Raw genomic sequence first — 14412 nt, forward strand, 5'->3', positions numbered from 1 at the left:
TGCGTGATGGCAATGCCCTGCGTGATGGCAATGCCCAGCGCGTCGGCGGCATCGGCGCCCGGCAGGCCCGGCAGGTCGAGCAGGCGCTTCACCATTTCCTGCACCTGCGCCTTGGCGGCCTGGCCGTGGCCCGCCACTGCCTTCTTCATCTGCAGCGCGGTGTATTCGGCCACGCTGAGATTGCTGTTGACCAGCGAGGTCACGCAGGCGCCGCGCGCCTGGCCCAGCAGCAGCGTCGACTGCGGATTGACGTTGACGAAGATGATCTCGACCGCCGAGGCATCGGGCTGGTAGCGCGCAGCGATTTCCGCGATGCCGTCGAACAGCACCTTGAGCCGCGCCGGCAGGTTGCCGCTGCCAAGGTGGCGCGTGCTGATGGTGCCGCTGGCCACGTAGCGCAGTGCATGGCCGTCCGAATCGACCACGCCGAAGCCGGTGGTCAGGAGGCCGGGATCGATGCCGAGAATGCGCATGTCAGAGGTTGAAGTACCAGCGGATCGAGTGAAAGAAGATCGGCGCCGCGAAGCACAGCGCATCGACGCGGTCGAGCAGGCCGTTGGCGCCGGTGACGCCCACGCCTTTCTTGCCCCAGTTGGGAATGCCGCGGTCGCGCTTGAGCGCCTTCATCACCAGGTGGCCCATGGAGCCCGCGATGCAGGCGATGACGGACACCGCCAGGGCCTGGCCGAACCTGAAGGGCGTGATGAACGAGAACAGCGCGCCCACGAGGCTGGCCACCCCGATGCCGATGCCCCAGCTGGTCCAGTTGAAGCTGCGGCTCACGTTGGGCGCGAAGGGCTTGCGCTGGGTGCGGCGCGAGATCACGTGCTGCACCAGCACCGAGGTCTGCACCACGAACACCAGGAAGAACACGAGAAAGGCGCTCTTGCCTTCGTAGCCCGGAAAGCTCAGCAGCAGCAGCGCGGGCACATGGCTCATGCCGTAGACGCAGACCATGATGCCCCACTGGAGCTTGGCGTTGCGCTCGAGAAAGTGGCTCGGGTCGTCGGCCAGCGCGCTCGCGACCGGGATCGCGAGGAAGACGTAGACCGGAATGAACACGGTGAACAGGTCGAAGCGCGCGGTGGCGACGAGCCAGAACTGGATCGGCAGCACGACGAAGAAGGCCAGGATCAGGCTGCGGTGGTCGCCGCGCCGCGTGGGCGAGAGCGTGATGAACTCGCGCAGCGCGAAGAAGGCGATGAGCGCGAACAGCACGGTGGCGACGGTCTCGCCCAGTGCCCAGCCGATCCAGAACACGATCACCATGAACCAGGTGGTGCCCAGCAGCTTGCGGTAGTGCGCAAGCTCGGCCTGCCAGGCGGCGTCGTGCACGGGGTTGCGCCGTTCCCTGAAGCTCAGCAGGAAGGCGGTGGTGCTCACGATCACGAGCAGGCCGAAGACGATGAGGAACAGGGCCGCGACCTGCTGGGTCGGGGTGAGGCTGCGCAGGAACTGGTTCATGTCAGTTTTCCTCCGCGCTGTTGTTGTTGGTGCTTGCGTTGCAGGCGCTCTTGTTCGGGGCGCGTGCACAGGCCACCGGGTACTCCCCTCCGCGAATGTCCCCCGGCCTGCGGCCTCCTCCTTGATTTCGCTGCGGGGAGCACCCGATGCCCTGTGCACCTGGGCACGCTGTCGGTTCGCGGCTGATCAACCACCGCCCTGAACGGCAGGCCCTAAACACAACGCGGCACAAAGAAAGGCGAGGTTTCATTTCAGACATCGCGCAATGCAATCACCGCGGCACGGGCGCGATCGAGGAACGGCCGGCGCTCTTCGCCTTCCTCGACGCGGATCGGCGCGCCGAAGGTGACGGAGCACAGGATCGGCACCGGCACGATCTCGCCCTTGGGCATCACGCGCTGCACGTTGTCGATCCATGCCGGCACCAGCACCACCTCGGGAAACATCGTCGCGAGCGTGTAGAGGCCCGACTTGAACTTCTGCGGCTCTCCCGTGTGGCCGCGCGTGCCTTCGGGAAAGATGATGATCGAGTCGCCGCTGCGCAGTGCCTCGACCAGCGGCGCCAGCGGGTCGGAGGCGGGCGTGGGCGGCTCCGGCTCGACGGCTGGCGGTGCGACGGGCGGCGCGGCCGGTGGTGGCGGTGGCGGCGGAGCGGGAAGGTCGAGCCGGCCTTGCACTTCGTCGAAGGCTTCGGGGGTGATGTCGACGACAGGCGGTGCCATGGGCGCCAGCGGCAGCAGGGGCTCCATCGAGGGTTCGATGCGCTCGGGCTGCGGCGCGGTGGCGGCAGCTCGCACGGGCGGCGGGGGCGCTTCGGGTTCCGCCGGCGCTGCGGCAGGCGCGGCCGTCGCCGTCGCCGCGCGCTCCACATACACCGCGTTGAACACCTCGGTCGTGATCCAGCGCTTGACGGGCGTATTGGCCCAGTAGTCGCGCGCCGCAATCGGCCGCGTGATGCTGCGCAGTTCCTCGGGCAGGGCCGCCCAGATCATCACGAGGTCGGCGTGGCTCTGGTGGTTGGCGAAATAGATGCGCTGCTCGGCCTTTGGCGGGCAGCCGTACCAGCGCGCCTGGGCGCCGGTGAGCAACCGGACGATTCCCAACAACAACCAACCTGTGAGCTTTGCCAGCATGGGCGCGATGATACGGGGCATGCGATGGCGTTTCGATCCTCTTTCCCTGGTGTGGGCGGTGGCCCTGTTCCTTGTTCTCGTGCTGCTGGCCACTGTCGGCGCGCGCTGGGGCTGGCTGCGGAGCTTCTTCGGCGACGTGCTGGCCGTGGCGTGGGTCTACCTCGTCTTCAAGGCCTTCATCGCCGCGCGCGTGCTGCCACTGGCGCTGGCCGCGCTCGGCGTGGGCCTGGCGGTCGAATTGGGGCAGTTCCTGGCCTCGGCCTGGCACCTGCACATTCCGAACCGCGCCCTGCGCATCGTGCTCGGCAGCACGGCCGACGGGTGGGACGTGCTGGCCTATGCGATCGGCTTCGCAGCCGTGCTGGCCATGGAAGCGCTGCGCGAAGCCCTCAGGGCAGTTCGGCCGACGGCATCCGCGCCACGATCGTCGACGCCCGCCCGCTGAGGTAGGACGAGCCGGTGCGGCGCTCGAAGAACTTGGGGCTCGGCAGCATCACGGCAAGGCGCGCGGCTTCGGCGGCGCTCAGGCGCGAGGCGGGCTTCCTGAAGTAGTACTGGGCCGCCGCCTCGGCGCCGAACACGCCTTCGCCCCATTCGACGTTGTTGAGATAGATCTCGAGGATGCGCCGCTTGTCGAGCAGCAGCTCGAGCGCCATCGCAAGCGCCAGTTCCTGCCCCTTGCGCAGCAGCGTGCGCTCGCCGGAAAGCAGCAGGTTCTTCGCGAGCTGCTGCGTGATGGTGGAGCCGCCGCGCAGCTGCACCGGCCGCACCGGCTTGCCGCGTGCGATGGCACGCGCGGCGCGCCTGGCGGCGAGCTCCTCGGCCTTGGCGTTGCGCTGGCGCGCCCGCTCGATGGCTTCCCATTCCACGCCGTTGTGGTCGATGAAGTCGGCATCCTCGCTCGCAATGACGGCGCGCTTGAGGTTGTCGCTGATCTGCGCGTAGGGCACCCACTCCTGGCGCCACGCGCCCTTGCTTCCCTGGTGGATGGCGATCTGCCAGGCTTCGCTGCGCTGGAAGGCGGTGCTCTGCGGATCGACCACCGCCATGGCCGCGATGCGCCCCACGAAGAAAAGCTCCATCGCCACGCCCGCCACCAGCAGGCAGGCCACCAGCCGCAGCAGCCGCTTCATTGGCCGGCGGCGAGCGAGGCGCGCAATTCGGCCAGCACCTGCGCGGCGGGCGGCCGCACGCCGCGCCAGATCTCGAAGGCCTCGGCCGCCTGCTCGACCAGCATGCCGAGCCCGTCGCGCGGTACGGCGCCGTGGGCTTCGGCCCAGGCCATGAAGCCGGCGGCCGCGGGGCCGTACATCAGGTCGACCGCGAGCGCGCCGGGGCGCAGCACCTGCGCGCGCACCGGCACCGCGTCGCCCGCAAGGCTGGAGGCCGTGGCATTGACCACCACGTCGAAATTGCCGGGCACCTCGCCGAGCGCCCAGGCTTCGAGCGCTGCCCCATGGCGCAGCGCCAGTGCCGCATGGCGCTGCACCAGCGCCATGGCCTTGCCGACCGTGCGGTTGGCCACCACGATGCGCGCGGCGCCGGCGTCCAGCAGCGGCCCGAGCACGCCCGCCGCGGCGCCGCCCGCGCCGATCAGCAGCAGCTCGCGGCCCGCCAGCGGCACGGCGGCATTGCGCACGATGTCGTTGACGAGCCCGATGCCGTCGGTGTTGTCGGCGTGGATGCTGCCGTCGGCTTCGAAGCGCAGCGTGTTCACCGCCTGCGCAAGCACGGCGCGCTCGCTGGTGTGCTGCGCGAGCGCAGCGGCGTCGAACTTGAAGGGCACGGTCACGTTGCAGCCGCGCGCCGTGTCGCCGCGCTCGGCGGCTTCGCGGCGGAAGGCGGCCACGCCTTCGGCAAAGGCGCCGACCGGAACGAGCCGGCGGCTGTAGTCCATCTGCTGGCCGCAGAGTTCGGCAAACCGGGCATGGATGCGCGGCGAGCGGCTGTGCTCGACCGGGTTGTCCATTACGCAGTACAGGTCCATGGCGCGTGGATTCGCTGTTGTCTATTGGGAGGAGAGCTCGATGGTCTCGTCGCGCGTGAACTTGAAGCGCGACTGCAGCACGATCTGGTCGGTCTCTTTTCGCATCGCATCGGTGAATTTGCCGAAGCTGCCGATGCTGTGCACGATGGCCTTGGCGCGGCGGTCGAGCACGACGTCGCCCGAGCTTTCGTCGACCACGGTGTCGAGGATCTTGCCGTCGTGGTTGATGGTGATCGTCATCTTGAGCTCGCCGTAGAGCTTCTTGCCGGCCGCCGTGGGGAAGTTCTCGGTGCCCCGCACCTCGATGCGGCGGCGCAGCGTGTCCACGTAGATGGCGTACGCCGCCTCGCGCGTGGAAGGGCTCAGGTAGCGCTTCTTGGGGCGCGCGTTCTCTTCGTTCACGCGGCGCTCGATCTCGGCCAGCAGCTCCACCATCTGGCGGCGCTTTTCCTCGCGGGCCACGGCCTCCTTCGGGTCGCCCGAGGCGCGCGGGTCCGGCGCGGGCATGGCGGCCAGCTCGCGCTTGAGCTGCGCGAGCAGCTGCATCTGCTGGGCCTGCATGGCCTCGACCTGGCGCCGGGCCTCCTCGATCGAGTCGCCGACGGCGGTGAAGCTCGACGGCGGCAGCGGGCTGGTGGCGCGGCCGCGTTCGAGGTCGCCGCCGCCCGCGAGCGAGGTCTGGGCCATCACGCGGGCCCTGGCGTCGGGCTTGTCGTTGGTCTTGCTGTTGACCAGGATCACCTCGAGCGGTGTTTCGCTGAAGACCCGGTTGAATGATTCGGGATCGACGAAGCGCACCGCAAGAAGTGCGGCATGCGCGATGACCGACACGCCGAGTGCGATCTGCAGCGTGCTCAGATCCCTGAAGTTCATGGACGACGCTCCTTGGCGCGCATGGAGTGGCCGGTGCTCATGCCGGCGTGTTTTCCGGGGCCGCCTCGCTGTCGCTGAGGTCGACTGCAATGGCGATGGGGCCGGCGACTTCTTCCACTTCCTCGTCGCCGCCTTCCTCCTCGGCCGCGGCATCGGCCTTGGGCGCATCGAGGCGCTCGAGCACGGTGCCGTGCACGTCGAGCGCGATCTCGTCGATCTCGCCGAGCTTCACGCGCAGGCGCGCGCCGCGCTCCTGCTGGCCCGCCACCGGGAACACCAGCGGCAGGGTGTCCGCGCGCACCAGGGCACCGTTCGGAATGTCCTTGATGACGGTCGCCTCGAGCTCGGTGATGCCTTGCTGCTCCAGGTACTTGAGCGTCCAGAAGCGTTCCATGCCGCCCTGGTAGGCGTTGTAGGTTGCGTAGGCAGCATCGAAGCCCGAGAGAATGGAGAACAGGTCCGCATCCTTGGGCTTGAACGGCGCGGCCAGCGCGGCGGTCTTGCCGTGGCGCGCGGCGGCAATGATCTGCCACTGGTTCACGAGGTCGGTGTAGCGGCGCAGCGGCGAGGTGCTCCAGGCATAGCTCTTCACGCCCAGGCCCGCATGCGGCAAGGCCCGCGTGCCCATGCGCACCTTGATGCCGGGCGCCAGGCTGGCCTGGCTGCGGTAGAGCCCGGGCACGCCGAGTTCGCCGAGCCAGCCGCCCCAGCTGCTGTTGGCCAGGATCATGGCCTCGGACACGATCAGGTCGAGCGGTGCGCCGCGCTGGCGCGTGGTGATCTGCACCTGTTCGCTGCCGTTCGGTTCGCCGTCGTTGCCCACGAGGCGAAAGTTGTAGTCGGGCCGGTTGAAGTTCTCGGGCTTGCCGCGCACCACTTCGCGCTGGGCCTTCAGCTGCTTGGCGAGGCGGAACAGGAACGAGAGCGGCGCGCGCAGCTTCGCAGCGGCTTCGGGCGTGTTCTCGCTCGTGAACGAGGCGTCTTCGAGCCAGGGCTGCGTGACCACGGCGTCGAGCTGGTCGTGCCGCAGGTTGGCCACGATCGGCACGCGTTCGAGCTTCGTCTCGGTCGACTGCAGCTCGAGCGTGGTCTCGTCGAAGCGCGCGTAGAGCGACACCGCCGGCCGGTCGCCGCCTTCTAGCAGCGTGTAGGTGCTCACGACTTCGTCGGGCAGCATGGTGATCTTGTGGCCCGGCATGTAGACCGTGGACATGCGCGCGCGCGCCACCTGGTCGATGGCGCTGCCCGGGGTCAGCGCCAGGCCGGGCGCGGCAATGTGGATGCCGACCGTGACGGTGCCGCTGCCAAGGCCCTGCACCGACAGCGCGTCGTCGATTTCGGTGGTCTGCGAGTCGTCGATCGAGAACGCCTGCACGCCTTCGGCCAGCGGCAGGTCGTCCACGATGGGCGGCGCGGCGAGCGCCGGGAAGCCCGTGCCCTTGGGAAAATTCTCGAACAGGAAGCGCCGCCAGTGGAACTGGTAGGGCGAGTCGATGGCGCCGGCGCGTTCCAGCAGTTCGAGCGGCGGGCGCTGGGTGGCGCGCGCGGCGTCGACCACGGCCTTGTATTCGGGCGCGTTCTTGTCGGGCTTGAACAGGATCTTGTAGAGCTGCTCGCGGATCGGCTGCGGGCAGATGCCCTCGGYCAGCTGGGCGGCCCATTCGACGATCTGCGCCTGCACCACTTTCTTCTTCTCGATGGCGGCCAGCGCCTGCTGCAGGATCTCGGCCGGTGCCTTCTTGAAGCGCCCCTTGCCCGCGCGGCGGAAGTAGTGCGGCGCCTCGAACAGCGCGAACAGCGCCGCGGCCTGCTGCGCGAGCGTGGGCTTGTCGCTGAAATAGTCGGATGCGAGATCGGCAAAGCCGAATTCGCCCTCCGGCGCGAATTCCCAGGCCAGGTCGAGGTCCATCGTGGCCGCGAGCGCGCGCGCCTCGACGATCAGCTCGGCCGGGGCCGGCTTCTCGAAACGCAGAACGATGTTGGCGCCCTTGACCTTGACGCGCTTGCCGGTGTCGAGCTCGACCTGCGCCGATGCTTCGGCCTCCGACAGCACGCGGCCGCCGAGGTACTTGCCGGCTTCTTCAAACAATACAAACATGCCCGGATTGTCCCAGACTTGGGGACGCGCACGGGCCTGGCCGCTGCGCGATGCCTGCCGGGCCTCAGACGGGATTGATGAACGCGATCACGTCGTCGAGGTGGTTTTCCTCGAAATCGGACAGAGCATGGTCGCCGCCCTCGATCAGCTTGATGTTGCTGTCGGGATAGCGCGCCGAGGTTTCGTGCCAGTCGAGCGCTTCGTCGCCCTTGGCGATGATGGCCAGCACGCGCTCGGGGCGGGTGAGTGCGCCGACCTCCATGGTGCGCAACTCCTGGATGTATTCGGGCTTGAAATAGAAGTGCTCGGCCGGGTCGTGCCAGGCGGTCTGGTCGCCGATGTAGCGCGCCAGGTCGCGCGCCGGATGCACCGCCGGATTCAGCAGCACGGTGCGGCAGCGCGTCATGCCGGCCACGTAGGTGGCATAGAAGCCGCCGAGCGAGGAGCCCACCACGGCCATCGACTTGCGCGGCCAGTCCGCGATGCCCTTCATCACCATGTCGATGGCTTCGCGCGGCGAGGGCGGCAGTTGCGGACACCACCACTGCAGGTCGGGGTGCTCCCGGGCCACGCGCGCTGCCATCAGCCGCGCCTTGGTGGAGCGGGGCGAGGAGCGGAATCCGTGCAGGTACAACAGGTGAGTGGTTTGCGGGTCCATGCGGGGCGGAGACTGGAAGTGGTGCGGTCTACACAGCTCCCTGGAAGGAGCCGGTTGATTTTGCATGAGGACCGTGCGCCCGACGCGGTCCTCGGCGCACGAGGCTTCGATATGAGGGCTTACTGCACGGAGGTGTTGGTTTGCCACAGGGTCCATGGACGATGCCAAGAAGCAAAAAGTATTCAACCGGAGCGCGCGACCGGACTCGCAAGTCAACGCGAGTTTCAACGGCCCGCGCCGGTGTCCGCATCCCATGAAAACGGGAGGTCCGCCGGCCCTTTTGCGTTGCGCCGAAGCTTATGCTCAAGCCCATGAACATCGAGGCAACGGACACCGGGAAGACGCACCGCTGGGGCGTGCTCGTGGTCGAGGACGACAGCCGCGCGCGCGCCTTCTTCGAGGCGAGCGTGCAGCGCAGCGCCAGCCTTTTCTGGCTCGGAAGCGCCGGCACGGTGCACGAGGCATTGGCGTGGATGGCCCAGGCCACCATCATTCCCGACGTGCTGCTGGTCGATCTCGGCATGCCCGACGGCAGCGGGCTCGACGTGATCCGCGAGGCCGTGGCGCGCTTTCCGGGTTGCGAGCCGCTGGTGATCTCGGTCTTCGGCGACGAGGAAAACGTGCTGGCCAGCATCGAGGCCGGCGCCGTCGGCTACATCCACAAGGACGCCGCGCCGGAAGACATTGCGCAGACCATCGTCGAGATGAAGGCCGGCGCCTCGCCGATCTCGCCCATGATCGCGCGGCGCGTGCTGGCCAAGTACCGCAGCCTGCAGCTGGCCGGAACGCTCGCCGCCGCGCCGCCCGAGGCGGCCCTCGGCAACACCACCACGGCGCCCAGCCTGCTGTCCGCGCGCGAGCACGAGGTGCTGACCTTGATCGCGCGCGGTTTTTCCTATGCCGAGATCGCACGCCTCAAGGGCCTGAGCGTGCATACGGTGCAGACGCACATCAAGAATCTCTACGGCAAGCTGGCCGTGCACTCCAAGAGCGAGGCCGTGTTCGAGGCCACGCGCCTCGGCCTGCTGTCCCATCCGGGGTGAATCGCGTGGCCGGACGCATGTTCGGGCGGGCGGGCAGGGCTCTTGCCGCGCTGTGGCTCGCGGCAACTCTGCTGCTGGCAGCGCAGCCGGCGGCGGCCGCGGCGGCCGAGGGCACGATCGAACTGCGCCGCGGCACCGTGTGGACCACCGTCGACGGCGCCACGCACAAGGCGCCCGTCGAACTCTCCTACCACTGGGACCGCCAGCACGGCGGACGCCCCGGCTACGCGACCTTCGAGCTGCCGTTCACGCTCGACGCCGAGCCCGAGGTGCCCTGGGGCATCTTCGTTCCGCGCGCCGGCAGCGTTCTGGAGGTCTGGCTCAACGACGCGCTGCTGCAGGTCTATGGCGACCTCGCCAGCGGCAACGGGCCGGACTACGCCAAGGCGCCGCTCTACGTGCCGGTGCCGGGGCACCTGCTGAAGCCCGGCGAGAACCGCCTGCAGGTCCGCATACGCGCCGACAGCGCCCGCAGGGGCGGGCTGTCGCGCGTGACCATCGGGCCGGCGACACCGGTGCGCACCGATCTCTTCGAAAGCGCCTATGCCTGGCGCTTCACCGGCTCGGTGCTCCTGACCGCCTTCAGCCTGATCGTCGGCAGCATCGCGCTGGCGCTGTGGCTCACGCAGGTGGATGCCGCCGCCACCGGATGGCGCCGGCGCGACAGCCTCTATTTCTGGGCCGCGCTGGCCGAGTTCTGCTGGGCGATCCGCGTGGCCGACGGCGTGATCGCCGAACCGCCGCTGCCCTGGGGCGCCTGGGGCGTGCTCATGGCCACCTGCTATGCGGGCTGGGCCACGTCGGCCATGATGTTCTGCTACCACCTCGCGGGCTGGCACCGCCGCCCGCGCATGCGCTGGCTGCGCTGGCCGATGGCCGGCGTGGTGCCCGGAACCGTGGTGGCCACCGCCCTCGCGCTTCACCGCGAGGAGCCCTACTGGCTCACCGGCTGGCTCGCACTGGAGATCGGGTTCGTCGCGCTGTTCGTCGGCGCCTTTGCCGTGGCCACCATCCGGCGGCCGAACGTGGGCCGCCTGCTGGTGGCCGCCGCCGCGCTGGTGACGCTGGGCTTCGGCACCCGCGACTGGCTCGTGATCCGCCTGAGCGACGCCTACGGCGAGACCACCTGGGTGCGCTATTCCTCCGTGTTCTTCGGCATCGCGCTGCTCTTGATCGTGCTGCGGCGCTTCCATGCCGCGAGCGTGCAGGCGCGCGGCTCGGTCGCGGCCCTGGCCGAGCGCGTGGCGCAGCGCGAACGCGAACTCGCGTCCACCTTCGCCGCGCTCGAGCAGGTGGCGCGCGACCAGGCGCGCACCCACGAGCGCGAGCGCATCCTGCGCGACATGCACGACGGCGTGGGCTCGCACATCAGCTCGGCCATCCGTCAGCTGCAGTCGGGCCAGGCGAGCCCCGAGGAATTGCTGCGGACGCTGTGCGACTCGCTCGACCAGCTCAAGCTGGCGATCGACTCCATCCACCTGCCGCCGGGCGACGTCGGCGCGCTGCTGGCGGCGCTGCGCTACCGGCTGGAGCCGCGGCTGGCGGCCGCGGGCATCCAGTTCGAGTGGGCGGTGGACGAGGTGCCCGACGTGAAGCGGCTCGACGCGCAAGCCATGCGGCAATTGCAGTTCCTGCTGTTCGAGGCGATTTCCAACGTGCTGCAGCATGCCCAGGCCCGGACGCTCAGGATCGAGGCCGAAGCGCCGGCCGGCGCCGTGCAGCTGCGCGTGATCGACGACGGCCAGGGCTTCGACGCGCAGCAGGTGCCCAGGGCGCTGGCCGAGCGTGCCGCGGCCATCGGCGCACGGCTGGCGCTCGAAAGCCGACCGGGGCGCACGGTCGTTCAGCTCGGCTTCGCCTGAAATGCCCGGCGGGGCGCGGATAATCCGCCCCCATGTCCGCAGTGTTCAACCAGCCCTCCCTGGCGCGCCGGGTCGCGCCCATCTTCCAGGGCTTCGACGGCTTTCTGGCTTTTGCCGTGCTGCTGCTGGCCTTTGCCGGGCTGCTGACCATGTATTCGTCGGGCTACGACCATGGTTCGCGCTTTGCCGACCACGGCCGCAACATGCTGCTGGCCGGCTTCATCATGTTCGTGGTGGCCCAGGTGCCGCCGCAGCGGCTGATGATGTTCGCGGTGCCGCTCTACGCGACCGGGGTGGCGCTGCTGGTCGCGGTGGCGCTGTTCGGCATCACCAAGAAGGGCGCGCAGCGCTGGATCAACGTGGGCGTGGTGATCCAGCCGAGCGAAATCCTCAAGATCGCAATGCCGCTGATGCTGGCCTGGTGGTTCCAGCGCCGCGAGGGCCAGCTGCGGCCGCTCGACTTCGTGGTGGCCACGGTGCTGCTGGCGGTGCCGGTCGGGCTCATCATGAAGCAGCCCGACCTGGGCACCTCGCTGCTGGTGCTGGCGGCTGGCATGGCGGTGATCTTCTTTGCCGGGCTGCCCTGGAAGCTGATCGTGCCGCCGGTGGTGATCGGTGCCGTGGCGGTCACGCTGATCGTGGGCTTCGAATCGCAGCTGTGCGCCGACGGCGTCGACTGGCGCGTGCTGCACGACTACCAGAAGCAGCGCGTGTGCACGCTGCTCGACCCCAGCAAGGATCCGCTGGGCAAGGGCTTCCACATCATCCAGGGCATGATCGCCATCGGCTCGGGCGGGGTCGGCGGCAAGGGCTTCATGCAGGGCACGCAGACGCACCTCGAATTCATCCCCGAGCGCACCACCGACTTCATCTTTGCCGCCTATTCCGAGGAGTTCGGTCTGGTGGGCAACCTGTCGCTGATCGCAGCCTTCATCCTGCTGATCTTCCGCGGGCTGGCCATTGCCGCCGCGGCGCAGACCCTGTTCTCGCGCCTGCTGGCGGGCGCGGTCACGATGATTTTCTTCACCTATGCCTTCGTCAACATGGGCATGGTGAGCGGCATCCTGCCGGTGGTGGGCGTGCCGCTGCCGTTCATCAGCTATGGCGGCACCGCCATGGTCACGCTGGGGCTGGGGCTGGGCATCCTGATGTCGATCGCCCGGGCCCGAAAGCTCGCCCAGARCTAGCGCCAGTGCCCTTGGGCCCGGCACGGAAGAGGGCGGCTGCCTAGAATGGCGCCATGATCTCCCGCGAACCCACCATCGAGCGCCTCGCCACGGCGCAAAAGCTCCTGCTCACGCCCTTCGGCCTGGACGAATCGCACCTGAGCAAGGCCCTGGCCGAGATCACCGCGCACCGGGTGGACGACGCCGACCTGTACTTCCAGTACACGCGCAGCGAAGGCTGGAGCCTGGAAGAGGGCATCGTCAAGACCGGCAGCTTCAGCATCGACCAGGGCGTCGGCGTGCGCGCGGTCAGCGGCGAGAAGACGGCCTTTGCCTATTCGGACGACATCTCCGAGGCTTCGCTGCTCGACGCGGCCCGCACGGTGCGCTCCATTTCCTCGGCGGGCCGCACCGGCCGCGTGAAGACGGCCGCCCGCAAGATCGCCTCGAGCCGCTCGCTCTACAACGGCGTCGACCCCATTTCCACGCTCGACAGCACGGCCAAGGTCAAGCTGCTCGAAAAGGTCGAGAAGCTCGCGCGTTCGCGCGACCCGCGCGTGGCGCAGGTCATGGCGGGCCTGGCGAGCGAATACGACGTGGTGCTGGTGGCGCGCGCCGACGGCACGCTGGCGGCCGACGTGCGGCCGCTGGTGCGCCTGTCGGTCACCGTGATCGCCGAGCAGAACGGCCGGCGCGAGGTCGGCTCGGGCGGCGGCGGCGGGCGCTTCGGCCTGGCCTACTTCAACGACGCGCAGATCGCCGAATACGTCGACCAGGCCGTGAAGGCCGCGCTGACCAACCTCGATGCACGCCCGGCGCCTGCTGGCGAGATGACCGTGGTGCTCGGCTCCGGCTGGCCCGGCATCCTGCTGCACGAAGCCATCGGCCACGGCCTGGAAGGCGACTTCAACCGCAAGGGCTCGAGCGCGTTCTCGGGCCGCATCGGCCAGCGCGTGGCGGCCAAGGGCGTGACGGTGCTCGACGACGGCACCATTGCCGACCGCCGCGGCTCGCTGAACGTCGACGACGAAGGCAACGCGAGCCAGCGCAACGTGCTCATCGAGGACGGCATCCTCAAGGGCTACATCCAGGATTCGCTCAACGCGCGCCTCATGAAGGTCAAGCCCACGGGCAACGGCCGCCGCSAGWSCTACGCCCACRTGCCSATGCCGCGCATGACCAACACCTACATGCTCGGCGGCGACAAGGACCCGAAGGAAATCGTGGCCAGCATCAAGAAGGGCCTGTACGCCACCAACTTCGGCGGCGGGCAGGTCGACATCACGAGCGGCAAGTTCGTGTTCTCGGCCAGCGAGGCCTTCTGGGTCGAGAACGGCAAGATCCAGTACCCGGTCAAGGGCGCGACCATCGTGGGCAACGGCCCCGACGCGCTCACCCGCGTGACCATGATCGGCAACGACATGAAGCTCGATTCGGGCGTGGGCACCTGCGGCAAGGAAGGCCAGAGCGTGCCGGTCGGCGTCGGCCAGCCCACCCTGCGCATCGATGGTTTGACCGTAGGCGGAACGGCCTGAGGCCTTGCTAAGCTCCGCTCCTCGATTTTTACAAAGAGGAGCATTCGATGAAGAGGATCAGGATCAATTCGTCTGCGGCCCTGTGGGCCGCGGCTGCCGCAGTGGCACTCGCAACCGCAGGCTGCGCTTCGCGCGGCGGCTCGGGCGGCAGCCAGCCCGCGGCGGCACCCGCTGCCGCGCCGGCAGCACCGGCCCGCGGCGGCGCCAAGGCGGGCATGGATGCCCAGGGCAACGTGGTCGATTCCTCCAAGGTCGAAGCCGGCAGCGGCCGCACCGTCAAGGGCCTGAATGGCTACGAAGGCGAGATCACCGGCAACCCCGCGCGCAACAGCAGGTTCACGCGGCTGCAGATCGGCATGAGCGCCAAGCAGGTCACCGACCTGGCCGGTCCGCCGACCGACCAGGGCGCCTACGTCACGGGCAAGGCCTTCATTCCGTTCTATTTCGGCAGCGACCGCCACCGCTACGAGATGACCTACAAGGGCCAGGGCCGCCTGGTCTTCGCGGGCGGCGGCATGGGCGACTACTCCAGCGGCAACCTGATCTGGATCATCCACAACCCCAACGAATCCGGCTACCGCTGAGCCCTTTGG

14 protein-coding genes are annotated in these 14412 nt (G+C 68.9%); 6 read left to right on the top strand and 8 right to left on the bottom strand.

Going from position 1 to position 14412, the window contains the following annotated elements; genetic code table 11:
- The 3 genes from ruvC to AC1DOC_RS02690 all read right to left on the bottom strand — a co-directional run.
- Window positions 1-473, bottom strand: a 473-nt coding sequence (gene ruvC / locus AC1DOC_RS02680) for a crossover junction endodeoxyribonuclease RuvC (protein WP_478129372.1), incomplete at its 3' end; no start/stop codon positions are given.
- 1 nt (window position 474) lies between these two features.
- Entirely contained in the window at window positions 475-1464 is a 990-nt protein-coding gene (locus AC1DOC_RS02685) for a phosphatidate cytidylyltransferase (protein WP_018903630.1), read from the bottom strand.
- A 251-nt stretch (window positions 1465-1715) separates the two neighbouring features.
- Window positions 1716-2597: a 1-acyl-sn-glycerol-3-phosphate acyltransferase gene (locus tag AC1DOC_RS02690; RefSeq protein WP_026283870.1), complete on the bottom strand. Its 882-nt coding sequence runs from the start codon at window positions 2595-2597 to the stop codon at window positions 1716-1718.
- 7 nt (window positions 2598-2604) lie between these two features.
- On the opposite strand from AC1DOC_RS02690, the gene AC1DOC_RS02695 reads away from it, so the two are divergent.
- Entirely contained in the window at window positions 2605-3042 is a 438-nt protein-coding gene (locus AC1DOC_RS02695) for a ribosomal maturation YjgA family protein (protein WP_478080566.1), read from the top strand.
- On the opposite strand, the gene mtgA is transcribed toward AC1DOC_RS02695, so the two are convergent.
- From mtgA to AC1DOC_RS02720, 5 genes are all read right to left on the bottom strand, one after another.
- Window positions 2987-3730 carry a monofunctional biosynthetic peptidoglycan transglycosylase gene (gene mtgA, locus AC1DOC_RS02700; RefSeq protein WP_478080565.1) on the bottom strand — a complete coding sequence of 248 codons (744 nt, stop codon included), beginning with the start codon at window positions 3728-3730 and terminating at the stop codon, window positions 2987-2989. The two genes, AC1DOC_RS02695 and mtgA, sit on opposite strands and share 56 nt — an antisense overlap.
- Window positions 3727-4584 carry a shikimate dehydrogenase gene (aroE, locus tag AC1DOC_RS02705; protein ID WP_478129373.1) on the bottom strand — a complete coding sequence of 286 codons (858 nt, stop codon included), beginning with the start codon at window positions 4582-4584 and terminating at the stop codon, window positions 3727-3729. The genes mtgA and aroE overlap by 4 nt, the downstream gene beginning before the upstream one ends.
- A 21-nt stretch (window positions 4585-4605) precedes the next feature.
- Complete coding sequence (locus tag AC1DOC_RS02710; protein WP_012746085.1) at window positions 4606-5457, bottom strand: energy transducer TonB; 852 nt, start codon at window positions 5455-5457, stop codon at window positions 4606-4608.
- Between the two features lie 37 nt (window positions 5458-5494).
- Window positions 5495-7555: a ribonuclease catalytic domain-containing protein gene (locus AC1DOC_RS02715; protein ID WP_478129374.1), complete on the bottom strand. Its 2061-nt coding sequence runs from the start codon at window positions 7553-7555 to the stop codon at window positions 5495-5497.
- A gap of 64 nt (window positions 7556-7619) precedes the next feature.
- Window positions 7620-8213 carry a YqiA/YcfP family alpha/beta fold hydrolase gene (locus tag AC1DOC_RS02720; protein ID WP_012746087.1) on the bottom strand — a complete coding sequence of 198 codons (594 nt, stop codon included), beginning with the start codon at window positions 8211-8213 and terminating at the stop codon, window positions 7620-7622.
- A gap of 299 nt (window positions 8214-8512) precedes the next feature.
- Between AC1DOC_RS02720 and AC1DOC_RS02725 the strand changes: the two genes are divergently transcribed.
- Genes AC1DOC_RS02725 through AC1DOC_RS02745 form a run of 5 tightly spaced genes read left to right on the top strand, consistent with a single transcriptional unit; the run spans window position 8513 to window position 14403 of the window.
- Window positions 8513-9256 (top strand): response regulator transcription factor, encoded by a 744-nt coding sequence (locus tag AC1DOC_RS02725; RefSeq protein ID WP_012746088.1) that lies wholly within the window; start codon window positions 8513-8515, stop codon window positions 9254-9256.
- A 5-nt stretch (window positions 9257-9261) separates the two neighbouring features.
- Entirely contained in the window at window positions 9262-11118 is a 1857-nt protein-coding gene (locus AC1DOC_RS02730) for a sensor histidine kinase (RefSeq protein ID WP_230537743.1), read from the top strand.
- 32 nt (window positions 11119-11150) lie between these two features.
- On the top strand, window positions 11151-12305 hold the full coding sequence (gene rodA, locus AC1DOC_RS02735; protein WP_478129375.1) for a rod shape-determining protein RodA: 1155 nt from the start codon (window positions 11151-11153) through the stop codon (window positions 12303-12305).
- Between the two features lie 53 nt (window positions 12306-12358).
- A complete protein-coding gene (tldD, locus tag AC1DOC_RS02740) occupies window positions 12359-13819 on the top strand; it encodes a metalloprotease TldD (protein ID WP_478129376.1) in 1461 nt (486 codons plus the stop codon).
- A gap of 47 nt (window positions 13820-13866) precedes the next feature.
- Complete coding sequence (locus tag AC1DOC_RS02745; RefSeq protein WP_012746092.1) at window positions 13867-14403, top strand: hypothetical protein; 537 nt, start codon at window positions 13867-13869, stop codon at window positions 14401-14403.
- Window positions 14404-14412: the final 9 nt, after the last annotated feature.

The sequence above is a fragment of the Variovorax sp. 01T439_2 genome (genome assembly GCF_056398445.1).